This window comes from Streptomyces odontotermitis (assembly GCF_050510915.1).
Classification (GTDB): domain Bacteria; phylum Actinomycetota; class Actinomycetes; order Streptomycetales; family Streptomycetaceae; genus Streptomyces.
This window is the reverse complement of the sequence record NZ_JBNJLS010000032.1, coordinates 1-23,578: the sequence shown is the minus strand read 5'-3', so window position 1 is coordinate 23,578 and position 23,578 is coordinate 1. Positions and strand designations below refer to the sequence as shown.

22 protein-coding genes and 1 pseudogene are annotated in these 23,578 nt (G+C 72.1%); 6 read left to right on the top strand and 17 right to left on the bottom strand.

Annotation, left to right across the window (positions count from 1 at the left end):
- Positions 1-321: 321 nt before the first annotated feature.
- Positions 322-1,317: an ROK family protein gene (locus ACQB60_RS43625; protein ID WP_496931656.1), complete on the bottom strand. Its 996-nt coding sequence runs from the start codon at positions 1,315-1,317 to the stop codon at positions 322-324.
- Between the two features lie 269 nt (positions 1,318-1,586).
- Here ACQB60_RS43625 and ACQB60_RS43620 point away from each other — a divergent pair, with 269 nt between their 5' ends.
- Entirely contained in the window at positions 1,587-2,573 is a 987-nt protein-coding gene (locus ACQB60_RS43620; RefSeq protein WP_496931698.1) for a LacI family DNA-binding transcriptional regulator, read from the top strand.
- A gap of 91 nt (positions 2,574-2,664) precedes the next feature.
- Here ACQB60_RS43620 and ACQB60_RS43615 read toward each other — a convergent pair whose 3' ends face one another.
- Positions 2,665-3,048, bottom strand: coding sequence for a MerR family transcriptional regulator (locus tag ACQB60_RS43615; protein WP_496931655.1), 384 nt, complete (start codon positions 3,046-3,048; stop codon positions 2,665-2,667).
- Between the two features lie 66 nt (positions 3,049-3,114).
- Between ACQB60_RS43615 and ACQB60_RS43610 the strand changes: the two genes are divergently transcribed.
- Positions 3,115-4,242: an alkene reductase gene (locus ACQB60_RS43610; protein ID WP_496931654.1), complete on the top strand. Its 1,128-nt coding sequence runs from the start codon at positions 3,115-3,117 to the stop codon at positions 4,240-4,242.
- Between the two features lie 24 nt (positions 4,243-4,266).
- Here the strand turns inward: ACQB60_RS43610 and ACQB60_RS43605 are convergent, their stop codons facing one another.
- A complete protein-coding gene (locus ACQB60_RS43605; RefSeq protein WP_496931653.1) occupies positions 4,267-6,057 on the bottom strand; it encodes a serine/threonine-protein kinase in 1,791 nt (596 codons plus the stop codon).
- 84 nt (positions 6,058-6,141) lie between these two features.
- Positions 6,142-7,455, bottom strand: a complete 1,314-nt coding sequence (locus tag ACQB60_RS43600) for a DUF6986 family protein (RefSeq protein WP_496931652.1) — start codon at positions 7,453-7,455, stop codon at positions 6,142-6,144.
- A 224-nt stretch (positions 7,456-7,679) separates the two neighbouring features.
- On the opposite strand from ACQB60_RS43600, the gene ACQB60_RS43595 reads away from it, so the two are divergent.
- Positions 7,680-8,582: an endonuclease/exonuclease/phosphatase family protein gene (locus tag ACQB60_RS43595; protein ID WP_496931651.1), complete on the top strand. Its 903-nt coding sequence runs from the start codon at positions 7,680-7,682 to the stop codon at positions 8,580-8,582.
- An 81-nt stretch (positions 8,583-8,663) separates the two neighbouring features.
- On the opposite strand, the gene ACQB60_RS43590 is transcribed toward ACQB60_RS43595, so the two are convergent.
- The 4 genes from ACQB60_RS43590 to ACQB60_RS43575 all read right to left on the bottom strand — a co-directional run bounded on the left by ACQB60_RS43590 (position 8,664) and on the right by ACQB60_RS43575 (position 11,773).
- On the bottom strand, positions 8,664-9,626 hold the full coding sequence (locus ACQB60_RS43590) for an electron transfer flavoprotein subunit alpha/FixB family protein (RefSeq protein ID WP_496931650.1): 963 nt from the start codon (positions 9,624-9,626) through the stop codon (positions 8,664-8,666).
- Between the two features lie 60 nt (positions 9,627-9,686).
- Positions 9,687-10,472, bottom strand: a complete 786-nt coding sequence (locus ACQB60_RS43585) for an electron transfer flavoprotein subunit beta/FixA family protein (RefSeq protein ID WP_384843826.1) — start codon at positions 10,470-10,472, stop codon at positions 9,687-9,689.
- 212 nt (positions 10,473-10,684) lie between these two features.
- Complete coding sequence (locus ACQB60_RS43580) at positions 10,685-11,203, bottom strand: flavin reductase family protein (protein WP_496931649.1); 519 nt, start codon at positions 11,201-11,203, stop codon at positions 10,685-10,687.
- A 243-nt stretch (positions 11,204-11,446) separates the two neighbouring features.
- Complete coding sequence (locus tag ACQB60_RS43575; RefSeq protein ID WP_496931648.1) at positions 11,447-11,773, bottom strand: thioredoxin family protein; 327 nt, start codon at positions 11,771-11,773, stop codon at positions 11,447-11,449.
- A gap of 311 nt (positions 11,774-12,084) precedes the next feature.
- Between ACQB60_RS43575 and ACQB60_RS43570 the strand changes: the two genes are divergently transcribed.
- Complete coding sequence (locus tag ACQB60_RS43570; protein ID WP_496931647.1) at positions 12,085-12,813, top strand: lysophospholipid acyltransferase family protein; 729 nt, start codon at positions 12,085-12,087, stop codon at positions 12,811-12,813.
- 14 nt (positions 12,814-12,827) lie between these two features.
- On the opposite strand, the gene ACQB60_RS43565 is transcribed toward ACQB60_RS43570, so the two are convergent.
- The 8 genes and pseudogenes from ACQB60_RS43565 to ACQB60_RS43530 all read right to left on the bottom strand — a co-directional run.
- Positions 12,828-13,514, bottom strand: a complete 687-nt coding sequence (locus ACQB60_RS43565) for a B3/B4 domain-containing protein (RefSeq protein WP_496931646.1) — start codon at positions 13,512-13,514, stop codon at positions 12,828-12,830.
- Positions 13,515-13,541: 27 nt separating this feature from the next.
- Positions 13,542-14,138, bottom strand: coding sequence for a transglutaminase-like domain-containing protein (locus tag ACQB60_RS43560; RefSeq protein WP_496931645.1), 597 nt, complete (start codon positions 14,136-14,138; stop codon positions 13,542-13,544).
- A gap of 86 nt (positions 14,139-14,224) precedes the next feature.
- Positions 14,225-15,298 (bottom strand): threonine aldolase family protein, encoded by a 1,074-nt coding sequence (locus ACQB60_RS43555; RefSeq protein ID WP_496931697.1) that lies wholly within the window; start codon positions 15,296-15,298, stop codon positions 14,225-14,227.
- Positions 15,295-16,059, bottom strand: a complete 765-nt coding sequence (locus ACQB60_RS43550) for an SDR family NAD(P)-dependent oxidoreductase (RefSeq protein ID WP_496931644.1) — start codon at positions 16,057-16,059, stop codon at positions 15,295-15,297. The genes ACQB60_RS43555 and ACQB60_RS43550 overlap by 4 nt, the downstream gene beginning before the upstream one ends.
- A 26-nt stretch (positions 16,060-16,085) precedes the next feature.
- Complete coding sequence (locus ACQB60_RS43545; protein ID WP_496931643.1) at positions 16,086-17,489, bottom strand: DUF6421 family protein; 1,404 nt, start codon at positions 17,487-17,489, stop codon at positions 16,086-16,088.
- Between the two features lie 81 nt (positions 17,490-17,570).
- Positions 17,571-18,578, bottom strand: a complete 1,008-nt coding sequence (gene lipP1, locus ACQB60_RS43540; RefSeq protein WP_496931642.1) for a LipP1 family hormone-sensitive lipase — start codon at positions 18,576-18,578, stop codon at positions 17,571-17,573.
- A complete protein-coding gene (locus ACQB60_RS43535; protein WP_496931641.1) occupies positions 18,579-19,805 on the bottom strand; it encodes an LLM class flavin-dependent oxidoreductase in 1,227 nt (408 codons plus the stop codon).
- 247 nt (positions 19,806-20,052) lie between these two features.
- Positions 20,053-20,478: pseudogene (locus ACQB60_RS43530) on the bottom strand (MDR/zinc-dependent alcohol dehydrogenase-like family protein); the annotation flags it as partial.
- A 149-nt stretch (positions 20,479-20,627) separates the two neighbouring features.
- On the opposite strand from ACQB60_RS43530, the gene ACQB60_RS43525 reads away from it, so the two are divergent.
- On the top strand, positions 20,628-21,485 hold the full coding sequence (locus tag ACQB60_RS43525) for a DUF72 domain-containing protein (RefSeq protein ID WP_496931640.1): 858 nt from the start codon (positions 20,628-20,630) through the stop codon (positions 21,483-21,485).
- Between the two features lie 11 nt (positions 21,486-21,496).
- Here ACQB60_RS43525 and ACQB60_RS43520 read toward each other — a convergent pair whose 3' ends face one another.
- On the bottom strand, positions 21,497-22,432 hold the full coding sequence (locus ACQB60_RS43520) for an SDR family oxidoreductase (RefSeq protein ID WP_496931639.1): 936 nt from the start codon (positions 22,430-22,432) through the stop codon (positions 21,497-21,499).
- A 130-nt stretch (positions 22,433-22,562) separates the two neighbouring features.
- Between ACQB60_RS43520 and ACQB60_RS43515 the strand changes: the two genes are divergently transcribed.
- Positions 22,563-23,578: Ppx/GppA family phosphatase (locus ACQB60_RS43515; RefSeq protein WP_496931638.1), on the top strand; the 1,016-nt coding region annotated here is incomplete at its 3' end.

Sequence of the window (23,578 nt, the reverse complement as noted above, 5' to 3'; positions counted from 1 at the left end):
GCGGGGTGGGGACGCGGCGGTATGTCCGTCCTCGAAACGCCTCGGGCGCCCGACGGGTACATGAGTACTGGCTTGGGTGGGGTGCTGTACTGCGGGCGGACATACCGCCGCGTCCCCACCCCTCCCGCCGTCGCCCGTCTGCGGGTCGGCGGGTGGCCATTTCAGCCCGTCCGGCGTTTGAGGACGAGGCCGTTCAGGCCGATGGGGGGTCCGGGGGCGCAGCCCCCGGGTAGGTGCGCCAGGGCGACGGAGTCGCCGTATCGGGAAGGGGCGGGGTTGGGGAAAAGGCACCCGGCAGGGGCACCCGCACCCCGAAGGGCCTCAGCGGCCGACCGACTCGGCCGCCACAGCCCCCCGCTGCCGCCCAAGCACCCCGCCACCCCCACCCCGCCACCCCGCCAACGCAGCAGCCGCCGCCCCCACCAGCCCCGCATCAGATCCCAACAGAGCGGGCGCCACGGCGAGTTGGCGGACGAAGGACAGCGTGGCGTAGTCGCCGAGGGCGCGGCGGAGCGGGGCGAAGAGGACGTCGCCCGCCGTGGCCACACCGCCGCCGACCACCGCGATGTCGATCTCTACGAGCGTGGCCGTCGCCGCGATGCCCGCCGCAAGTGCCCGGGCCGCGCGCTCGAACGAGGCCAGCGCCGCCGGGTCCTGGGCCCGCGCCGCCCGCGCCACCGCCACCGCGGAGGTGTCGCCGTCCGGCCCCGGCCGCCAGCCGTTGTCGAGCGCGCGCCGAGCGATGTTGGGTCCGCTCGCGATCCGCTCGACGCAGCCGCGCGCCCCGCAGGGGCAGGGATCGCCGTCGAGGTCCACGCTGATGTGGCCGATGTGGCCCGCGTTGCCGGTGGGGCCGGGGTGGAGGGAGCCGCCGAGGATCAGGCCGCCGCCCACGCCCGTGGAGACCACCATGCACAGTGCGTTGTCGTGGCCGCGCGCCGCGCCCTGCCAGTGCTCGGCGGCCGCGATGGCCACCCCGTCACCGATCAGCTCTACGGGCAGCCCCCCGGTGGTGGAGCGGACACGGTCGACCAGGGGGTAGCCGCGCCAGCCCGGCACGTTGACGGGGCTGACCGTGCCCGCGGACGCGTCCACCGGGCCCGCGCTGCCGATGCCCACCGCCCCGGCCCGCCCCCACTGCGGGGAGCCCTTGAGCTCGGCGAGCACCTCGTCGACGGCCCGCATCACGGTGTCGCCGTCCTCGCGCGCGGGCGTGGGCCGCTGGGCGCGCAGCAGGATCCGGCCCTGGTCGTCCACCAGGGCTCCGGCGATCTTGGTACCGCCGATGTCGAGTGCGGCGACGAGGTCCGTGGGCATCAGTGTGGGATCTCCTGGTGTATCGGCAGGCCGGAGAGTACGTCGGACAGTCTCCCTTGCATCTGACAACGTTGTCCAGGCTCTATGCTCGACGCCACATGCTCATGCCCGCCATGGCCATGCACGCCAGCAAAGATCGATGCGACCGGACGACAGGACAAGGACAGCACACCGTGGCCGAAGGCGCCGACCGCCCGACCGTCTCCCCCCACCACCCCGCCGGAGGCCCCTCCCGTTCGCCCGGCAACCGATACGGCAACCGTCCCACCATGAAGGACGTCGCCGCGCGTGCCGGTGTGGGCCTGAAGACGGTCTCCCGGGTCGTGAACGGAGAGCCCGGCGTCACCCCGGACACCGAGCGCCGCGTCCAGGAGGCCATCGACGCCCTGGGCTTCCGCCGCAACGACAGCGCGCGCGTGCTGCGCAAGGGGCGCACGGCCAGCATCGGCCTCGTCCTGGAAGACCTCGCCGACCCGTTCTACGGGCCGCTGAGCCGGGCCGTGGAGGAGGTGGCCCGGGCCCACGGAGCCCTGCTGATCAATGGTTCCAGTGCCGAGGACCCGGACCGGGAGCAGGAGTTGGTGCTCGCGCTGTGCGCGCGGCGGGTCGACGGGCTCGTGATCATCCCGGCCGGTGACGACCACCGCTATCTGGAGCCGGAGATCGCCGCCGGTGTCGCCACTGTCTTCGTCGACCGGCCCGCCGGGAAGATCGACGCGGACGTGGTCCTCTCCGACAGCTTCGGCGGCGCCCGCGACGGCGTCGCCCACCTCATCGCCCACGGCCACCGGCGCATCGGCTTCATCGGTGACCAGCCGCGGATCCACACCGCCATAGAGCGGCTGCGCGGCTACCGCGCCGCGATGGAGGACGCGGGCATAGAGATCGACGAGTCCTGGGTGTCCCTCGGCGCGACCGCCCCGGACCGCGTGCGCGGGGCGGCGGAGTCGATGCTCTCGGGCCCGTCCCCGGTGACGGCCATCTTCGCGGGCAACAACCGTGTGACAGTGACGGCGGTCCGCGTCCTGACCGAGCACCCCCGCCCCGTCGCCCTCGTCGGCTTCGACGACATCGAGCTGGCGGACCTGCTGAGCCCGGGCGTGACGGTGATCGCCCAGGACGCGGCCCAACTGGGCCGCACGGCGGCAGAAAGGCTCTTCCGCCAACTGGACGGAGCATCGGGGCCACCGGAGCGCGTGGAACTCCCGACCCGCCTCATCATGCGGGGATCCGGGGAAATGCGGCCGGTGGACTGAGAGTTGCCCTCTGTCAGGGCGACTTGACGTCACCGACGATGTCCGCGCTGGCTCCGGCGGATTTGGGGTGGCCGGAGGCGGTGAGGTCGGGTCAGCGCCGTGCCACCCGCTCCTCCAGCACCCCCGTGGCCGTGTTGATCACGTCGTCCAGCACCCCTCGCGAGCGCACCAGGTCGGCGATCAGGGAGTCGATGCGGTCCCGCTCCGTGGTGAGCTCCTGGACGAGGCGGGGCGTCGCGATCTCGGAGGGGGCGCCGTCCGCGTCGCGCATGCACGGGAGCAGCTGGCCGATCTTCTTGCTGTGCAGGCCCGCGGCGTAGAGCTCCTGGATGAGGACCACGCGGTCCACCGCCGCCTCCCGGTAGTGGCGGTGGCCGCCGGGGCTGCGCTCGGACGCGAGGAGGCCCTGCTTCTCGTAGTAGCGCAGGGAGCGCTCGCTGACTCCGGTGCGCGCGGCCAGTTCGCCAATCCGCATGGTCCATCCCCTCCGTACGACAACGGACTTGAATCTGACACGGGTGTCAACTTCTAGCCTAGCGGCATGACGAACACGAAGAACACCCAGCACAGCGACCTCACCTCCGCCCTCTTCGAGACCGCTCGCCTCGGCAGCCTCTCCCTCCCCAACCGGCTCGTCATGGCCCCCATGACCCGCAACCGCGCCGCGGCCGACGGCGTCCCGACCGCCCTCATGGCCGAGTACTACGCACAGCGCGCCTCCGCGGGGCTGATCATCGCCGAGGCCGCGACCCCGAACGCCGTCGGGCAGACCTACCCCAACATCCCCGCCATTCACGGCGCCGCGCACGTGGCCGGGTGGCGGCAGGTCACCGACGCGGTGCGCGCCGCGGGCGGGCGGATGTTCCTGCAGCTGCAGCACGGCGGGCGGGTGGGGCACCCGGACAACAGCGGGCTCCACCCGGTGGCGCCGTCGCCGGTGCCGCTGCCCGACACCATCCACACCGCCGACGGGGCCCAACCGGCCGTCACACCAAGGGAGATGACGGTCGAGGAGATCCGTGGCACCGTCGCGGACTTCGCGGACGCCGCCCGCAACGCCGTCGCCGCGGGCTTCGCCGGAGTCGAGGTGCACGCCGCCAACGGCTATCTGCTCCACCAGTTCCTCGCCACCGGGACCAACCACCGCACCGACGCCTACGGAGGCTCGGTGGCCGGGCGCATCCGGTTCGTGGTCGAGGTCGTGCGCGCCGTGGCCGCGGCGGTCGGGCCCGAGCGCGTGGGGCTGCGCATCGCCCCCGGCGTCACCGCCAACGCGATGCACGAGGACGACATCGACGACGTCTACCCCGCGCTCATCGACGCACTGAGCGACGCCGGACTCGCATATCTGCACGTCGTGTACGCCGACCCCGAGCAGCCGCTGTTCCGGCGGATCCGCGCGGCCTGGCCGGGCGCGCTCATCGCCAACCCGATCCTGCCGCGCACCCGGATCCCCGCCGACGGCGGCCGGGCGGCGGGCGAGCGGCTGCTCGCCGCGGGCGCCGATCTCATCGCGCTCGGGCGGCCGTTCCTCGCCAACCCTGATCTGGTCGAGCGGCTGCGCACGGGGGCGCCCGTCAATCCCGTACGGGACGACGGACTGATGTACGTGGGCGGCGCCGACGGGTACACCGACTATCCGGCGCTGGCTCTCACCCCGGCCGCGTGAGGGCCCCGGGCAGCGGAGGGGCGGTCAGCAGACCGGCAGGCCCGGCAGCGGCTTGTCGTTCTCGCCGCCCTTCACGTAGACGTCGCTGACGAACACGTTCCGGTTGCCGCTGTCGTCGTCCGTCTTCGCCCACCAGACGTTGGTCCACTTCCCGTACGTCTCGCGGCGGCCCAGGTTCTGCTGGCAGTAGAAATAGTTGGTGCCCGCGTTGAGCGTGCCCGCGCGGTCGCCGGACGCGGTGTACGACGTCGCCGAGCGCCACACCGAGCAGTCGTACTTGCCGCCGCCCGTGGCGTGGCAGACCGGGGCCGGGGCGTCGCCGCCATCGCCACCGCTGCTGCCGCCCGTCGTGCCGCCGGAGCCTTCGGAGCCGCCGTCCGAACTGCCGCCCGTCGCCCCGCCGTCGGCATCGTCGCGCGTCGGCTTCGAGGTGGGGTCGGGGCGCTCGGTGGGCTTCTTCGAAGGCTTCTCGTCGTCCTCCGGACGCGACTGCTCCGGGCGGGGTCCGGGCTTCTTGCCGTGTCCCTGCTCGGACGGCTTGGGCGAGCGCGCGCCGTCGTCGAAGGCACCCGGGTCGCCCTCGCCGCCGGGCTCGGCGGTGGCGTCGGGGGAGGTCGCGTGCCCGGCCTGATCGCTCTTGTCCTCCTGGCCGTTGAGGAGCGCGACCGTGACGCCGGTGGCGGCGAGCACCACGGCCACGGCGACGGCGGCCAGCAGGGCGCGGCCCCGGCGGCGGCGTGGCGGCGTCGGCCCTTCCGGGCTCCGGCCCGATTCCGGAGCGGCCGGTGCGGGCTGGGGGTGGGCCGCCGGGGGCTGCGCGGCAGGCGGGCCGAAGCCGGGCGGGGGTGCGCTCGGGACGCTGCGCACCGTCGATTCGCGCGGGCGGGGCTCGGCTTCACGTTCGGCCTCACGCAGGCGCGTCGTGACCTCGCCCGGGTGCGCTGACGGCGAGCGCAGCGAAGCCGTCGCGGCGGCCGCGAGCAGCGCCCGCGCCTCCTCCGCCTCCGGGCGGGCCTGCGGGTCCTTGTCCATCAGGCGGCGCAGTACGGGGGTCAGGGCGCCCGCGCGGCGCGGCTCCGGCAGCGGTTCGACGACGATCGCCGTGAGCGTCGACCACGTCGACGTGCGGCGGAACGGCGACGCGCCCTCCACCGCCGCGTACAGCGTCGCCCCGAGGGCCCAGACGTCCGAGGCCGGGCCCGGGTCCTGGCCCTGGGCGCGCTCGGGGGCCAAGTAGTCGAGGGAGCCGACGAGTTCGCCGCTGCGGGTGAGGTGCGTGGACGAGCCGTCGCCGGGGTCCTCCATGGTGGCGATGCCGAAGTCGGTGAGGACGACGCGGCCGCCGTTCTCCAGGAGGATGTTGCCCGGCTTCACGTCCCGGTGCAGGACGCCGGCGCGGTGGGCGGCGGCGAGCGCCTCCATGACCCGGGCGCCGATGGCGGCGGCCTCGCCGGGGTCGAGGGTGCCGCGCTCGCGCAGCACGTCGTCGAGCGAGCGGCCGTCGATGAGCTCCATGACGATCAGCGGGCGTCCGTCGACCTCCGCCACGTCGTGCACGGCGACGACTCCGGGGTGGCGCACGCGGGCGGCGGCGCGGGCCTCGCGCTGCATGCGCACGCGCAGGTCGGCGAGTTCGGGAGCGCCCTCGTCCGTGTAGGCCCGCAGCTCCTTGACGGCGACCTCGCGGTGCAGGACCTCGTCCACCGCGCGCCAGACGACGCCCATGCCGCCGCGGCCCAGCTGCTCCACCACGCGGTAGCGCCCGGCGAGCAGTCTGCCGCCGCCACCTGCCTGTCCGTGCTCCCCCGAAGACACCGCTGCCCCGTCCCTGTCGCGCCAAGATTGGTCGCGTACAGAGTACGGGGCAGCGGTGACAGCACGTACTCGGTGTTACGAGGGTTACGGCTTCGTGCCCGAGCCCGAAGCCGTCAGGTCGGCGCGGCGCGGGCCGGCGAAGCCCTGCAGGCGGGCCAGCGTGAGACCGGTGAGCCGGGTGACCTCGCCCGCGTCCAGGGCGCCGCAGTCCAGGCCGCGCAGCAGGTAGCCGGCGAGGGCCTTGGCGGTGGCGGGCTCGTCCATGACGTCGCCGTCCGCGTTGTGGTGGGCGTAGGCGGACAGGCGCGCGGCGGCGGACTCGAAGCCCTCGCGGTAGAAGGCGAAGACGGCGGCGTAGCGGGTGGGGATGTGCGCCGGGTGCATGTCCCAGCCCTGGTAGTAGGCGCGGGCCAGGGCGCGCCGGGTGAGGCCGTAGTGCAGCCGCCAGGCTTCGTGGACCTTCTCGGTGGAGCCGATGGGCAGGACGTTGGTGGAGCCGTCCGAGACGCGTACGCCGGTGCCCGCCGCGGCGACCTGCATGATCGCCTTGGCGTGGTCGGCGGCCGGGTGGTCGCTGGCCTGGTAGGCGGCGCTCACGCCGAGGCAGGCGCTGTAGTCGAAGGTGCCGTAGTGCAGGCCGGTGGCGCGGCCCTCGGCGGCCTGGATCATCTGGGCGACGGCGGCGGTGCCGTCGCTGGCGAGGATCGACTGGCTGGTCTCGATCTGGATCTCGAAGCCGATGCGCCCCGCCTCCAGGCCGCGCGCCTTCTCGAACTCCTCCAGGAGGCGCACCATCGCGGTGACCTGCTCCGGGTAGGTGACCTTGGGCAGCGTGAGGACCAGTCCGTCGGGGAGGCCGCCCGCCTCCATGAGGCCGGACAGGAAGACGTCGAGGGTGCGGATGCCCCGGTCGCGTACGGGCGCCTCCATGCACTTCATGCGGATGCCCATGTACGGGGCTGTTTCTCCAGGGGCGCCGTTCTTGTACGCCTCGGCGATCAGACGGGCGGCGCGGGCGGCGTCCTGGTCCTCGTCCTTGCCCTTGTAGCCGTCCTCGAAGTCGACCCGGAGGTCCTCGATGGGCTCGCGCTCCAGCTTGGCGCGCACGCGGTCGTAGACGGGCTGCGCGAGCGCGTCCGAGAGGCCGAGCGCGGCGGCGAAGGAGGCGGCGTCCGGGGCGTGCTCGTCGAGGGCCGCGAGGGCCTTGTCGCCCCAGGAGCGGATGGTGTCCGCGGCGAAGACGTCGCCGGGGACGTAGACGGTGTGGACGGGCTGGCGGGTGCCGGGGTCTCCCGGGTAGAGACGCTCCAGCTTCGCGTCCACCGGGGCGAGGGAGGCGCTGACGCCCTCGCTGACCGCGCCGGCGAGGCTCGTTGCCACCGTCTCTTGCTGACCCATTCCTGCACCCTCCACTCTCGCGGATCCCCGAAGCGTTTCCGCTTCCCGGAATCAACAATCCGTATAGCGAAGTTATCCGGCGAGCTTCCCGCAGGTCAACACCCTCTCGCCTGCCGGACCCCGCCCACAGGACGGCAGGAGTTCACCGCTGTCTCAGATCCTCCTTACACACTCCCCCGCGCGCACCTCATTCTGACCGCGCGACCTGACGTGAAGGAGTCCGTGTGCCGACCGACGACACCCGAGTCACGCGCCGCCTCGGCCTGCGTACCGCAGTGGCCGCCGCGGCGGCCGTCCCCCTGTTCTCGGCGGCGCTGTCAGCCGCTCCCGCGCGCGCGGTGGAGCGCCCGGGCTCCCGCCTGGAGGTCATGTCGTTCAACCTCCGCTATGCGAGCAGCACCCCGCCGAACACCTGGGCCGACCGCCGCCCGGTCACCCGTGAGCTCCTGCGTCGCGCCCGGCCCCATGTCGTCGGCACCCAGGAAGGGCTCTACCAGCAGGTCCAGGACATCTCCGCGGACCTCGGCCCGCACTACGAGTGGCTCGGCACCGGACGCGCGGGCGGCAGCCGGGACGAGTTCATGACCGTCTTCTACGACACCCGGCGCCTCGCGCCCGTCGCGTACGAGCACTTCTGGCTCTCGGACACCCCGAACGTGATCGGCTCCAACACCTGGGGCGGCGGCTCGATCCGCATGGTCACCTGGGTCCGCTTCCACGACCTGCGCACGGACGGCGACTTCTACGTCCTCAACACCCACCTGGACAACCACAGCCAGTACGCACGCGCGCGTGCCGCGAGTCTGATCTCCGAGCGCATCGCAGGGCTCGACCGCTCCCTGCCGGTCCTGGTCACCGGCGACTTCAACGTCGCGGCCCACAAGAACCCGGTCTACGACACGATGCTGGGCGCCGGGCTCGTCGACACCTGGGACGCGGCGGACCGGCGCAGCAAGGCGTACGCCACCTTCCACGGCTACAAGCCGCTGGTCCCCGACGGCGACCGCATCGACTGGATCCTGGCGACGCCCGGGGTGCGCGCGCACGAGGCGGTCATCAACACCTTCTCGCTCAAGGGGCAGTTCCCGAGCGACCACCTGCCCGTACAGGTGAGCCTGACGCTGTAGCGGTCCGCCCCGGCGGCACGCGCGAGGCCCCCGCCTCCGGAGCGACCGGACACGGGGGCCTCGCGGCGAACGTCAAGCGGTTCAGCCCTTGCGGGAGTTGACTTCTTCGGTCAGCTGCGGGACGACGTCGAAGAGGTCGCCGACCACGCCGTAGTCGACCAGGTCGAAGATCGGGGCCTCGGCGTCCTTGTTGATGGCCACGATGGTCTTCGAGGTCTGCATGCCCGCGCGGTGCTGGATCGCGCCGGAGATGCCGGAGGCGATGTACAGCTGCGGCGAGACCGACTTGCCGGTCTGGCCGACCTGGTTGGAGTGCGGGTACCAGCCGGCGTCCACGGCGGCGCGCGAGGCGCCGACGGCGGCACCGAGCGAGTCGGCGAGGGACTCGATGACGTGGAAGTTCTCCGCGCCGTTCACGCCACGGCCGCCGGAGACGACGATCGCGGCCTCGGTCAGCTCCGGACGGCCGGTCGACTCGCGCGGGGTGCGCGCGGTGACCTTGGTGCCGGTGGCCTGCGCCGAGAAGGAGACGGCGAGGGCCTCGACGGCGCCCGCGGCCGGGGCGGCCTCCACGGCGGCCGAGTTCGGCTTGACCGTGATGACCGGAGTGCCCTGCGAGACACGGGACTTGGTGGTGAAGGACGCGGCGAACGCGGACTGCGTCGCGACCGGGCCCTCGTCCGACGCCTCCAGGTCGACGGCGTCGGTGATGATGCCGGCCTTGATGCGGACCGCGAGGCGGGCCGCGATCTCCTTGCCCTCGGCGGACGACGGCACGAGCACGGCGGCCGGGGACACGGCCTCGTACGCGGCCTGGAGCGCGTCCACCTTCGGCACGACGAGGTAGTCGGCGAACTCGGCGGCGTCGTTGGTGAGGACCTTCACCGCGCCGTGCTCGGCGAGCGCGGCGGCGGTGTCGGCGGCGCCGTTGCCGAGCGCGACGGCGACGGGCTCGCCGACGCGGCGGGCCAGCGTGAGGAGCTCGAGGGTGGGCTTGCGGACGGCACCGTCCACGTGGTCGACGTAGACCAGAACTTCAGCCATGGGACTTCAATCTCCTGCGGTTACGAAGAAGTTGGGCGGTTTTTCAGGGGTGGCTGAAGCTCAGATGAACTTCTGGCCCGCGAGGAACTCAGCGAGCTGCTTGCCGCCCTCGCCCTCGTCCTTGACGATCGTGCCCGCGGTGCGCGCGGGACGCTCGGCGGCGGAGTCGACCTTCGTCCAGGCGCCCTCCAGGCCCACTTCCTCGGCCTCGATGTCGAGGTCGGAGAGGTCCCAGGACTCCACCGGCTTCTTCTTGGCGGCCATGATGCCCTTGAAGGAGGGGTAACGCGCCTCGCCCGACTGGTCGGTGACGGACACGACGGCCGGCAGCGAAGCCTCCAGCTGCTCGGAGGCGGCGTCGCCGTCACGGCGGCCCTTGACGACGCCGTCCTCGACGGAGACCTCGGACAGCAGCGTGACCTGCGGGACGCCCAGGCGCTCGGCGAGGAGCGCGGGGACGACGCCCGCGGTGCCGTCGGTGGACGCCATGCCGGAGACCACCAGGTCGTAGCCGGCCTTCTCGATCGCCTTGGCGAGGACGAGCGACGTACCGATGATGTCGGTGCCGTGCAGGTCGTCGTCCTCGACGTGGATGGCCTTGTCGGCGCCCATCGAAAGCGCCTTGCGCAGCGCGTCCTTGGCGTCCTCGGGGCCGACGGTCAGCACGGTGATCTCCGCGTCGTCCGCTTCGTCGGCGATCTGCAGAGCCTGCTCGACGGCGTACTCGTCGAGCTCCGACAGCAGGCCGTCCACGTCGTCACGGTCGACGGTCAGGTCATCGGCGAAGTGCCGGTCGCCGGTGGCGTCGGGCACGTACTTCACGGTGACAACGATCCTCAAGCTCACGCCGGCTCTCCTACTGCATCGTCTTTACTGGGCTGCTGCCTGTTGCAGGCAGCATAGGCGCCTGAAGCGGCGGATCCCGGTCGGGGCGGCCCGCGCTCCGACCGGAATATTACTCATGAGTACACCCAGTTCTTTCCCGCTAAGCAAGCGCTTTGAACTGTGACCTTCCCAACCCTGTGTGATCGGGCGCGGAAGGGCTCCGCCGGGAACTCTCAGTCGCGCAGCGCGTTGAAGCGTCCCTGCTGGTACAGGAGCGGGCGGCCGGGCCGCGCGGGGTCGCCGACGACGGGCTCGGCGAGCACGACGCGATGGTCGCCCGCGGGCACCCGCGCCACGATCCGGCAGACCAGCCAGGCGAGCGTCCCGTCCAGGACCGGCACCCCGTAGGGGCCCTCGTGCCAGCGGGTGGGCGCCCCGAAGCGGTCGGCGCCGCTGCGGGCGAAGGTGGCGGCGAGGTCCTGCTGGTGCTCGCCGAGTATGTGCACGCCGACGTGGTCGGTCTCGGCGACGGCGGGCCAGCTGGAGGCGCCGAGGCCGATCCCGAAGGAGAGCAGCGGGGGCTCGGCGGAGACCGAGGTGAGCGAGGTGGCGGTGAAGCCGACGGGGCCGTCCGCCGCGGCGGAGCGGGCCGTGATCACGGCGACCCCGGCCGCGTGCTGCCGGAACACGGAGCGCAACAGGTCGGGGGAGGCGAGCTGGTGAGGGGCGGAGACGTCGGGCGTGGCCGTCATGGAGTTGTCCTTCTGCTGGCGGGACGAGCGGTTCCGTGGCTGCTCAGCAGCCGGGACAGCGCGCACTGGCATGACGTGCGAGGTCCAGGTGAACGCGCTCGTACAGCAGGAGCTCCGGAGGCATAAAGGCAGGCTGACGACAGGTGGTGGGCACAGTCAAGTCCGTTCCGGGATATGAAAGATGCGTCACGGATCCCCTCCGGCCTGCGCGGACCCGCCGCGCCGCGGCCGGTTGAGGGTGCGTCATACGGCGGCGCCGAGCGCGGCGATGACATCGGCCTTGCGGGGCTGCCCCGAGGCGCGGCGCACGACCCGCCCGGCCGCGTCGAGCACGAGGACGGTCGGCGTCGAGCGGACACCCACGTCCCGTACGAGATCGAGGCGCTCCTCGGCGTCGATCTCCACGTGCGCGACGCCCGGCACCATGGCGGCCACGTCCGCGAGGACTCTGCGGGTGGCCCGGCAGGGCTGGCAGAACGCGCTGGAGAACTGGACGAGCGTGGCCCGCTCCCCCAGCGGCGCGCCCAGCACGGACGCGTCGAAGTGCCGCTCGGCGTCCTGTCCGCGCACCGCCGTCTCCCGCCCTGGTCGCTTTTCCGTCGTTCCACCCACTCACCACTACAGCAGCGCGGCGCTCCGGATGATTCCCGGGACAGGAAACGGGCAGGGAGTCAGAGGCCGGACCGGGCGCCGACGAAGGGGGACGACGTGACGAGAATCTCCTGGATGCGGGGCACCAGAGCTGGTCAGCCGTACGTTCTTGGGGCACGATCTGCGGGACGCCGAACTTACGGCTGCGTAACTTAAGCCGCTGGGCACCGCCGGGAGTCCCCTCCCGTGGCAGGCTCCCCCAGGCACAGATGAAGGGCCCTCCCCAACCCATGGCAGAACTCGTCTACCGTCCGGTGATCGGCGCCGCGAAGACCCTCTTCAAGGCGTGGGACCTGAAGATCGACTGCAAGGGATCGGAGAACATCCCGCGCACGGGCGGGGCCGTCCTGGTGAGCAACCACATCAGCTACCTGGACTTCATCTTCGACGGACTCGCGGCCCTGCCGCAGAAGCGGCTCGTGCGTTTCATGGCGAAGGACTCGGTGTTCCGGCACAAGGTCTCCGGGCCGCTGATGCGCGGCATGAAGCACATCCCCGTGGACCGCAAGCAGGGCGACGCCGCGTATGCGCACGCGCTGGATTCGCTGCGCTCCGGCGAGGTGGTCGGCGTCTTCCCCGAGGCGACGATCTCGCAGTCCTTCACCCTGAAGTCCTTCAAGTCCGGCGCCGCCCGCATGGCCCAGGAGGCCGGGGTCCCGCTCATCCCGGTCGCGCTGTGGGGCACGCAGCGGCTGTGGACCAAGGGCCACCCGCGCAACTTCAAGCGCAGCCACCTGCCCGTCACCATCCGGGTGGGCGAGCGCGTGGAGGCGCCGAAGGACCAGTACGCGGGTGCGATCACGCGCCGCCTGCGCGAGCGCTGCCAGGAGCTCCTGGAGGCCGCGCAGCGCGCCTACCCGGGCCGCCCCAAGGGCCCGGACGACACCTGGTGGCTGCCCGCGCACCTCGGCGGCACCGCCCCGACGGCCGACCAGGTGAAGGCCGCCGAGGCGCACTGACGCGACGTACCCGCTTAGCCGCGCGCGTGGACCGTGATCCGCACGCCGGGGCTGAACTTCTCCAGGAGCTCGGCGAGTTCGGCCGCCGCGGGCTCCAGGTCCGCGTGCGGCGCCATGCCCTCCAGGAGGAAGAGCGCGTTGACGGACTCCTCCGTCAGCCGCGTGCGGGTGCCCTGCCGCCAGTTCCAGCGGCGGCAGGTGACGCCCTCGGCGTCGCGCCAGACCACCTCGCCCGCGTCCGGGTGCTCGACGGCCCGCTCGCCGGAGGCGACGGTCACGAAGTCCTCGTCGCCGGTGGCGCGCACGAGCCGCATGCCGCCCTTGATGTGGTCCAGGTCCTCGCCGCCGACGGGGATCAGATGGGCCACGCTGATCGCGTTGTAGACGTCGACCAGGGCGTTGATGCGCGGCAGTCCGCCGTCCGCCAGGGCGCGCTTGGCCAGTGCCTCCGCGGAGTTGCGGGTGCGGTTCGGCTTGGCGCCGAAGGCCGTGTAGGCGGCGCGCCAGGCCGCGATGTGCGCGTCCTCGTGCGGGGCGCGGCCCTCCAGGCGTGCGGCGAGGCGGCGCGCGGCGTCGTCCAGGAGCGCCGAAGTGCCGTCCGTGGTCGGGCCGTTGACGAGGCCGTGGGCCTCGACGGCGATGTGGGTGAAGCCGGGCGCGAGGGCGCGGACCTCGTCGGAGACGGTCAGGTCGATGGTCATGGTCCGTCGTGCCTCACAGTTCGTGCGTCACAGGTCTGAGGGGTAGATCCGCCAGAGGTGCGGCCGGTCGCGGGCTTGCTTGAGCACGTCGAGCACCACCGGGCTCGGTTCAGCATACAGGACCGGATAGTCCACTTCATTGGACTCAGGATCCACGGGCCAGGCCAGCCGCTCCTCCCCGAGCCGGAACTGGGCGTCGACGCCCTCCGGAATGTTCCCGCGCGGATCCTGCCGGTGCCAGGCGCCGCCGAGGCGGACGGCGACCAGACCGTGCACGGAGTGGCCGCTGGTGTTGTCGTCCCGCAGCCGCTGGTAGCAGAACGCCGTCGGGATGTCCTCGGCGCGCAGCAGGGCGGCCAGGGCGTGGGACTTGGCGACACAGATGCCGGTGCGCTCCCGCAGGACGTCGGAGGCGCGCCAGGTGACCTCCATGCGACCCGAGTCCTGCGAGTGCGGGACGGCATCGCGCACGAACTCGAAGGCCGCGCGGGCGTAGGCATAGGTATCGGCGGATGACTTTGCGAGCCAGGCCGCCGTCTCGCGGACCAGTGGATGCTCGTGGTCGACGGCTTCGCCGGCGGCCAAGTACGCCGACAGGTCAGGGTTTTCCTGGATCAGCTGCATGGCACGGGAGCATAGGAATGCGACCGATCAAGAGTCAATGACTTTACGATCGGTCGCATACCTATGCAGAATTCTTCCCCTGCCCTCTAGCGGGCCATCTCCTCCTTGAGCGCCGCCACGAACCCGTCGACGTCCTCCTCGCGGGTGTCGAAGGAGCACATCCAGCGGACGTCGCCCGCCGCCTCGTCCCAGAAGTAGAAGCGGTAGCGCTTCTGGAGGCGCTCGCTCACGTCGTGCGGGAGGCGCGCGAAGACGGCGTTGGCCTGCACGGGGTGGAGGATCTCGACGCCGTGCACCGCGCGGACGCCCTCGGCCAGGCGCTGGGCCATCTCGTTGGCGTGCCGGGCGTTGCGCAGCCACAGGTCCTTGGCGAGCAGCGCCTCCAACTGCACGGAGACGAAACGCATCTTGGAGGCGAGCTGCATCGACAGCTTGCGCAGGTGCTTCATGTGGCGCACGGCGTCCCGGTTGAGGACGACGACGGCCTCGCCGAACAGCGCGCCGTTCTTCGTGCCGCCCAGGGAGAGGATGTCCACGCCGACGGCGTTCGTGAACGTCCGCATGGGGACGTCCAGCGAGGCCGCCGCATTGGCGAGGCGGGCGCCGTCGACGTGCACCAACATGCCGCGCTCATGGGCGAATTCGCAGATCGCGCGGATCTCGTCGGGCGTGTAGACGGTGCCCAGCTCGGTGTTCTGCGCGACCGAGACGACCTGCGGCATCGCCCGGTGCTCGTCGTCCCAGCCGAACGCCTGACGCTCGATCAGCTCGGGCGTGAGCTTCCCGTCGGCGGTCGGCACGGTCAACAGCTTGATCCCGCCGACCCGTTCGGGCGCACCGCACTCGTCGACGTGGATGTGGGCGCTCTCCGCGCAGATCACGGCGCCCCAGCGGTCGGTGAGCGCCTGCAGCGCCACCACGTTCGCGCCGGTGCCGTTGAAGACCGGGAACGCCTCGGCGCTCGCCCCGAAGTGGCCGCGGACGACCTGCTGGAGGTGGTCGGTGTAGTCGTCCTCCCCGTACGCGATCTGGTGGCCGCCGTTGGCGAGGGCTATCGCCGCCAGGACCTCGGGGTGCGCGCCCGCGTAGTTGTCGCTGGCGAATCCGCGGACGTCCGGGTCGTGGTGGCGGCGTGCGTCGGTCCTGGCGGTGGGGTTCACGGCTTCTCGGTCAGCCACAGGCGGTTTCCGTTCACTTCACCGGCGGGCCGCTCCCAGACCCCGGCGATGGCCTCGGCCAGCTCCTTGACGTCGGTGAAGCCCGCGAACTTCGCGCTGGGTCGCTCGGCGCGCATCGCGTCGTGCACCAGCGCCTTGACCACCAGGATCGCAGCCGCCGCGCGCGGCGCGTCGGCCCCCTCCGCCTTCGCCGCCTTGCGGAAGGCGTCACCGAGGGCCAGCGTCCACGCCTCGGCGGCCGCCTTGGAGGCCGCGTACGCGGCGTTGCCCGCCGTCGGCTTCGAGGCGCCCGCGGCGCTGATCAGCAGATAGCGGCCGTTGCCGCTGCGCTCCAGGCCGGCCTGGAAGGCCAGCGAGGTGTGCTGCACGGTGCGGATGAGCAGGTTCTCGAGCACGTCCCAGTCGGCCAGGTCCGTCTCCGCGAAGGAGGCGCTGCCGCGCCAGCCGCCCACGAGGTGGACGAGGCCGTCGATGCGCCCGAACTCCTTCTCCGTGCGGTCGGCCCAGGAGCGGGTCGCGTCCAGGTCGAGGAGGTCGACGGTGTCACCGGTGACGGTGGCGCCGCCGTGCGCGTACCGGGCGGCGTCCACGGCCTCCGCCAGGCGCGCCGCGTCGGCGTCGGCGGCGACGACGGTGGCGCCCGCCTCCGCGAGCCGCAGCAGCGTCGCGCGTCCGGCCGGGCCCGCGGCGCCCGCCACCGCGACCACGGCTCCGTCGAGCGCGGATCCGTTGGGTGCGGACATGGTCCTCGCCTCCTCGTTACGGCCGCTCACGCGGCAGCCATCGGCGCGTCCGAGGAAGCGGTGATCCCCTTGGTGGAGGCGATCACGTTCTTCAGCTTCTTGGAGAGCGCCTCATAGAACATGCTGAGCGGAAACTCGTCAGGAAGCACGTCGTCGACGAGTTTGCGGGGCGGCAGGGAGGTGTCCAGGGCGTCCGGGCCCTTGGCCCAGCGCGAGCCCGGGTGCGGCGCGAGATAGCGCGAGACCAGCTCGTACGCGGCGAACCAGTGCACGAGCTTCGGGCGGTCGATGCCCTCGCGGTAGAGGGTCTCGATCTCGGCGCAGAGCTGGTTGGTGACCTGCGGGGCGCGGTCCCAGTCGATCTTCAGCTTGTTGTCGGTCCAGCGGACCACGTCGTGCTTGTGGAGGTACGCGAACAGGAGCTGGCCGCCGAGTCCGTCGTAGTTCTTGACGCGGTCGCCGGTGACCGGGAAGCGGAACATCCGGTCGAAGAGGACCGCGTACTGCACGTCACGGGCCTGCGGGACGCCCTCGGCCTCCAGCTTCACGGCCTCCTTGAAGGCCGTGAGGTCGCAGCGCAGCTCCTCCAGGCCGTACATCCAGAACGGCTGCCGCTGCTTGATCATGAAGGGGTCGAAGGGCAGGTCGCCGTGGCTGTGGGTGCGGTCGTGGACCATGTCCCAGAGCACGAACGCCTGCTGGCAGCGGTCCTGGTCGGCGACCATCGCCCGGATGTCCTCCGGCAGTTCGAGCCCGAGGATGTCGACGGCGGCCTCGGTGACGCGGCGGAAGCGGGCCGCCTCGCGGTCGCAGAAGATGCCGCCCCAGCTGAACCGCTCCGGGGCCTCGCGCACCGCGATGGTCTCCGGGAAGAGCACGGCCGAGTTCGTGTCGTACCCGGACGTGAAGTCCTCGAAGGTGATGCCGCAGAACAGCGGGTTGTCGTAGCGGGTGCGCTCCAGCTCGGCCAGCCAGTCGGGCCAGACCATGCGCAGCACGACCGCTTCGAGGTTGCGGTCCGGGTTGCCGTTCTGCGTGTACATCGGGAAGACGACCAGGTGCTGCAGGCCGTCCTCGCGGTGGGCCGCGGGCTGGAAGGCGAGCAACGAGTCCAGGAAGTCCGGGACTTGGAAGCCGTCGTCGGCCCAGCGGCGCAGGTCGACGACGAGCGCCTCGTGGTACGCGGCGTCGTGCGGCAGGAGCGGCGCGAGCTGCTCGACCGCCGATATCACCCGGTCCACGGCGAGCTCCGCGACGGACCGCGACGGGGCGCCCTCCGCCTCGAAGTCGATCGAGCCGTCGGCCGACTGCCAGGGCCGGATCTCTTCCACGGCACTCTTGAGCGCGGGCCAGGCCGGATGCTCGACGACCCGCCCCTCCACGGAAGGAACAGCGCCCTCCGTACGTGCCTGCACAAGAATTTCCGTCATGACCCAACCTCCACGGGAGAACCTCGCGTAAAGACACCGTATGTGCGCGAGGTTCTCCTCCACAAGGGGAGCCACCGGAAATTATCCTGTGCCGCCCCATCTTTCAGAGATGTTTTTCCTGTCTTCCACGGTTCTGGCGATGGCCGACGCCACTCCTTCCCGTGCGGCCCGGGCCTCCGGCAGGAGCACGGGGAACCCGAAGAATCCGTGGAACATCGCCGGGAAGTACCCCTCCGTGACGGCGACGCCGGCCTCCTCCAGGAGCCGCGCGTAGGCCCGGCCCTCGTCGCACAGGGGATCGCAGCCCGCGGTGACGATGTGGGCGGGCGGGAGGCCGCGCAGGTCGGCGAGGGCGGGCGAGAGGTAGGGATCCCACCGCGCACCCCCCTCCCCCACGTACTGACTCAGAAACCACTCGCAGTGCGCCGCCGTGAGGAAGTAGCCCTCGGCATTGCGGCGGTACGAGTCCCAGGGCCGACTGGCGTCGGTCGACGGATAGACGAGGACCTGGAGCGCGATGTCCGGCCCGCCCCGGTCGCGGGCGGCGAGGGCGCCGACGGCGGCGAGATTCCCGCCCGCACTGTCTCCGGCCACCACCAACGCCCCCTGTTCACCGCCCAGTTCACCGAGGTGCCCGGCGGCCCAGCACACGGCGGCGTACGCGTCCTCGACGGCGGCGGGGAACGGGAACTCGGGCGCGAGCCGGTAGTCGACGGACACCACGGCCGCCCCCGCCTCCCGGCACAGGCCGCGCGCGGTCGCGTCGTGGGTGTCGAGCCCGCAGATCACCCATCCGCCACCGTGGAAGAAGACGACGGTCGGCCGCGCCCCCCGCGATTCCGTCGCCGGGTCGGGCAGGTAGACCCGTACGGGAAGGTCGGGCGCGCCCGGCGGCCCCGGGATCGTCCGGTCCTCGACGGCGCCGACGGCGGGCGGCTCGACCGGGGACGCGGGGGCCGCGGCCAGGATGCGCCGGGCCTCGACGGCGTCGGTGACGGTGCGGCCGAGGTCGGGGAAGTGGGCGGTCAGGGCGTCCACGAGGGGGCGGGCGGCGGGGGCGAGACGGTCGTCGGCCAACGGCTGGGACATTCAGGCCACCCCCGCCCCGTCCGCCTCGTTCGCCCTACCCCTCGCGTCTGCCCCATCCCTCGCGTCAGTCTCATCCCTCGTGCCCGCCTCATCCCTCGCGCTCGCCTCCTGGGCCCGGAAGTACGGGATCACCTTCTCGCCCCACTGCCGCAGCGTCTCCAGGCACGCCTCCTGCGGCACGGTGCCCATCTGGATGAGGCACATGATCTCGTCGGCGCCCGCGTCCCGGAGCCGCTCGACGTAGGCGATGGCGTCGTCGGCGGTGCCGTAGGCGTGCTCGGCGTTGAACGTGGCCGTGGACGTGGGGCGCACCGGGATGTTCTGCTCGTGCAGCCGCGCGACGACCTGCTCGGCGGCCCTGCGCATCTCGGCCGCCTCGTCGGTGCCCTCCACCACGGCCTCGTCCGGTATCCCGGCGCCCCCGTACCAGTGCCCGATGGACTGCGCGAAGAACCGCTGCCCGCGGATGCCCACGCTGCGGGCGGTCTCCCCGTCGTCGAGCACGATGGTCGGGCAGAGCACGGAGAAGTGGTCGTTGACGGCGCGCGACACGAACCGGTCACCGCGCCGGGCGGCGACGGCGGTGTCGTACGCCGCCCTCATCCCCGCGATCGACTCGGGCCCGGCGAAGCCCATCACCAGGGCGCCGACGCCGAGTTCGGCGGCCTGGGCGAGGGTCTCGGTGCGGCTGCACGCGAGGAAGAGCGGGGGGTGCGGGGTCTGCCGGGGCCGCGGCAGGATCGGGTGCGGGTCGATGTCGATGAGCTCCCCGTGATACTCGAGCTCATCGCCCTCCCACGCCTTCCCGATGATCCGCAGCGCCTCCTCGACCTCTTGGGCCGTGCGCTCCTTGTCCACCCCGCACAGCGAGGTCTCCTGCACGGTGCCGCCCCGCCCCGCGCCCAGGTCGAGCCGCCCGCCCGAGAGCAGATCGAGCGTCGCGGCGCGCTCGGCGACGCGCGCCGGATGGTTGAAGTTGAACGGCATGCAGACGACGCCGTGCCCGATCCGGATCGTGCTGGTGCGCGCGGCCACCCAGGTCAGGAAGATCTCCGGGGCGCTCATGTGCGCGTACCACTTGAGGGAGTGGTGCTCGACCGCCCAGATCCGGTCGAAGCCCATCTCCTCGGCGAGCACGGCCTGTTCGACGCTGTCGTGGAAGAGCTGGTGCTCGCGCTCGACGGTGGGGTCGGCCAGTTGGGCCTCGAAGATGACGGAGAACTTCACTGTGCCTCCAGGGAGTTGGGGCGGTACGGGGCCTCTCGTATGCCTAATAGGTATATGACTAACCGTCATATCGTGAAGGTGCAAGGGGATTGCGCACACGGCCGTCGCCCCGGAGCTGGGCGCGAAGGCGCTCCGGGGCGCACAGTCGGACCCCTCGGGCGAGAGCGTGGAGGTACCTGGTCTCCCGCCCGCCTCACCGTGATCCGGCGGCGCTGCGGGGTGCCCGAGCCCACCGGCGTCGAACCAGTCACCGAACCATGCCGTCGTCCTTGGCCTGCGTGGCGAATCCGTCGATACCCAGGGGGTCGTCATCGGTGAGGTGAGGGCGGATGTCGTCGATCCAGCGCCACACGCTGGCCTGGCCCATGCGCACCCGCAGTTGCTTGTCGAACATCGTGAGCAGGGGCAGCGGACTCGCTGCACCGCCGTGGACGCCGCTGATGGAGAGCGTGCCGCCGCGCCGGACCGCGTCGATCACGGCGTCCGTTCCGCGGCCCTGGGTGAGGTCCCGTACCGCTTCACCCAGGTCCTTGCCGTACTCGCGCAGATCCAGGACGGTGACGCTGCCGCCGGGCGGGAAGTCGGCGTACTCGACGGCCTGCCAGGCGGTGGGCAGGACGTCGGACAGGTAGACGAACCGGTCGTCCGGCGGGCCGTCCGGCACCTTGATGGGCGGCGCCGGGCGGCAGGGCCGCTGGGCACGCTGGTGGCCACGGTGCTGCTCGCGATCGGCTGACTTTCCCCCGCTCCGATGTGCCGGCCCGACGCAGCAATTGCCCCGACTCCAGGGGCGGGCTCGCGCCCCGTGGGTACCGGTCCCGTATGGGCGACATTCTCGTGGGCACGTGCTCGTGGACCGACCCGGCGCTGGTGCGCAGCGGCTGGTATCCGGCCGGGCGGCGGGACGCCGAGGGACGGCTGCGGTATTACGCGGGGCGATTTCCGGTCGTCGAAGCCGACGCGTCGTACTACGCCCTGCCGCAGGAGCGCGTCAGCCGGCTGTGGGCGGAACGCACGCCGGACGGATTCACCTTTGACGTCAAGGCGTTCTCGTTGCTGACCGGGCATCCCACACGCGAGGCCGCCATGCCGGACGGGCTGCCGGCCGACGCCCGGGACAGCGGCGTGCTCGACGAGGTGTGGGCGCGGTTCGCCGAGGGAGTCGGACCGTTGCGGAGGACGGGGCGCCTGGGCAGCGTGCTGTTCCAGTTCCCGCCGTGGCTGCGGCCGGGAGCCCGGGCCGAGCGGATCCTGGAGCGGACCGCGGAACGTACGAACGGCTGGCCGGTCGCCGTGGAGTTCCGGCATTCCGACTGGTGGCGTGCGGGGCGGGCCGAGTCGACGTGCGCCCGGCTCGCGGACCACGGCATGGCCGCCGTCGGCGTCGACACCGTCCAGGGGCTGCCCTCCTCCCTGCCACCCGTCGCACCTGTCACCACATCCCGGCTTGCCGTGGTGCGATTCCACGGGCGCAGCCCGTCGTGGGGGCGGGGAAGCAAGGAGGACCGCTTCCGGTACGCGTACGCCGAGGGCGAACTCGCCGAGTGGCTGCCCCGGTTGAGTGAGCCGGCCGAGCGGGCCGAGCGGGTCCACGTGCTGTTCAACAACTGCTGCGGGGACGCCGCCGTGCGGGCAGCCGAGCAGATGGACCGGCTGCTGCACGCAGGTCGTCGTGCGTGACCGGCGGCAGGTCAGCGGGTGTCCGTCTCCCCGCCGGTCACCGCGATCACCTCGCCCACGGTGAAACTGGAGTCGGCGTCGGACGCCAGGTACACGTAAGCCGGGGCGATCTCCTCCGGCTGGGCCGGGCGGCCGAGCGGCGTCTCGCTGCCGAGCCGGGACAGGCCGTCCTCGGGCATGTGCGGGTCGGAGTTGTTCAGCACCGTCCATGTCGGGCCAGGGGCCACCACGTTGGCGCGGACGCCGCGCTTGGCCAGGTGCGGGGCGATGGACTTGGTGAACGTGATGACGGCGGCCTTGGACGCCGCGTAGTCCATCATCGTCGTACTGCCCTTCAGGGCTTCCTCGGTCGCCGTGGCGATGATGGCGTCGCCCTGGTCGAGGTGGGGCAGGGCGGCCATGACGAGGTGGAAGTACGCGTAGGCGTTGGTCTTGAACGTACGGTCCCAGTCCTCCGCGGTCAGCTGCTCCAACTCCAACTTGCTGTTCAGATACGCCGCGTTGCTCACCAGGATGTTCAGCTTGCCGAACTCGGCGACCGTACGGGCCACGGCGTCCTGGCAGAAGGCCGCGTCACGCAGGTCGCCGGGCAGCAGCAGGCACCTTCGCCCCGTCTCCTCGATCAGCTGCCGGGTCTCGTCCGCGTCGGGCTGTTCCCCGGGCAGGTGGACGATGGCCACGTCGGCGCCTTCGCGCGCGTACAGCAGAGCGACAGCCCTGCCGATCCCGGAGTCGCCGCCGGTGATCAGCGCGGCCTTTCCGAGCAGCTTGTCGGCCGCCTTGTAGCGTTCCGCGCGAAAGCGGGGGCTCGGGGCCATGTCCCTCTCCAGGCCCGGGGGTTGCTGCTTGTTCGCGGGGAAGTCCGGAGTCGGCTCCGTCACTCCTTGCGGGGTGCCGGGAGGGGACCCGGTCGTCGCCCCGGTCCGCGACGTCCCTGCCTCGGCCATGGCTGTGCTCCTTCCAGCGGTTGTCCGTCAAGCACTCGTCACGATCACGAGTCCGGGCCGGGTTCCCTCTGCTGTGGTGCGGAAACCGCTGCTCCGGCGTGGCCGGCCCGCTGGTGGGTACTCCGGCGTCATGCGAATGAGCGTGGTGGACGCGGGTTCCCATACGGTGCGACTGACCGTGGTGGACACGGAGGCCGGAGCGCCGCTGCCGGTGCACACCGCCAAGCGGCGTCTGCGCCTGGCCCAGCTCGTCGGGCCCGACGGCACCATCGGGCCCGAGGCGATGGACCGGCTCGGGGACGCAGTGGCCTCCGCACGGGAGGAGGCCCTGAAGCAGGGTTCGGGCGAGCCGTCGGCCTTCGCCACGGCGGTCGTGCGGGACGCCCCGAACTGTGTGGAGGTCCTCGACGAGGTGCGGCAGACGTCCGGCGTACCACTGCACGTGCTGCCGGGCGAGGTCGAGGCGGAGGTGACCTTCCTGGCCGCGCGCCGGTGGATGGGGTGGCGCAGCGGTCCGCTGCTCGTCCTCGACATCGGCGGGGGTTCGCTGGAGGTGGCGTTCGGCCGTGGCCGCCTGGCCGACTTCGCGCTCTCGCTCCCCCTGGGCGCCGACCGACTGACCCGCGCTCACCTGCACGGCCAGGATCCACCCGCGCCCGCGGACCTCAAGGCGCTGCGCCGCCTGATCCGGCACGAGCTGCGGGACGTGGCCGAACGTGTCCGGTGGGAGGCCCCTCGGACCACCGTCGCCACCTCGCGGACCTTCACACAGCTGGCCCGGCTCTGTGGCGCGGCCGCCGGGCATCAAGGGCCCTTCGTGCGGCGCGAGTTGCTGCGCAAGGACCTCCGCCACGCGGTTCACCGCCTGGCGGAGCTCCCCGCCGACGAGCGGGCCGGCCTGCCGGGCATCTCCCGGCCTCGTGCGAACCAGTCCCTCGCGGGAGCGCTCGTGGGCCACACCGCGATGAAGCGGATGGGCATCCGCCGACTGACCGTCTGCCCCTGGGCCGTGCGCGAGGGCATCCTTCTACGCCGCATCGAAGAGGGCGACGACTGGTGGGACGCACTCGCCCCCGCGGCCGGACCGGACCGGCAAGAGGTGCGGTCCCTGCACCTCGCAGGTCGGCACCTCACCTCGTCGCGCAG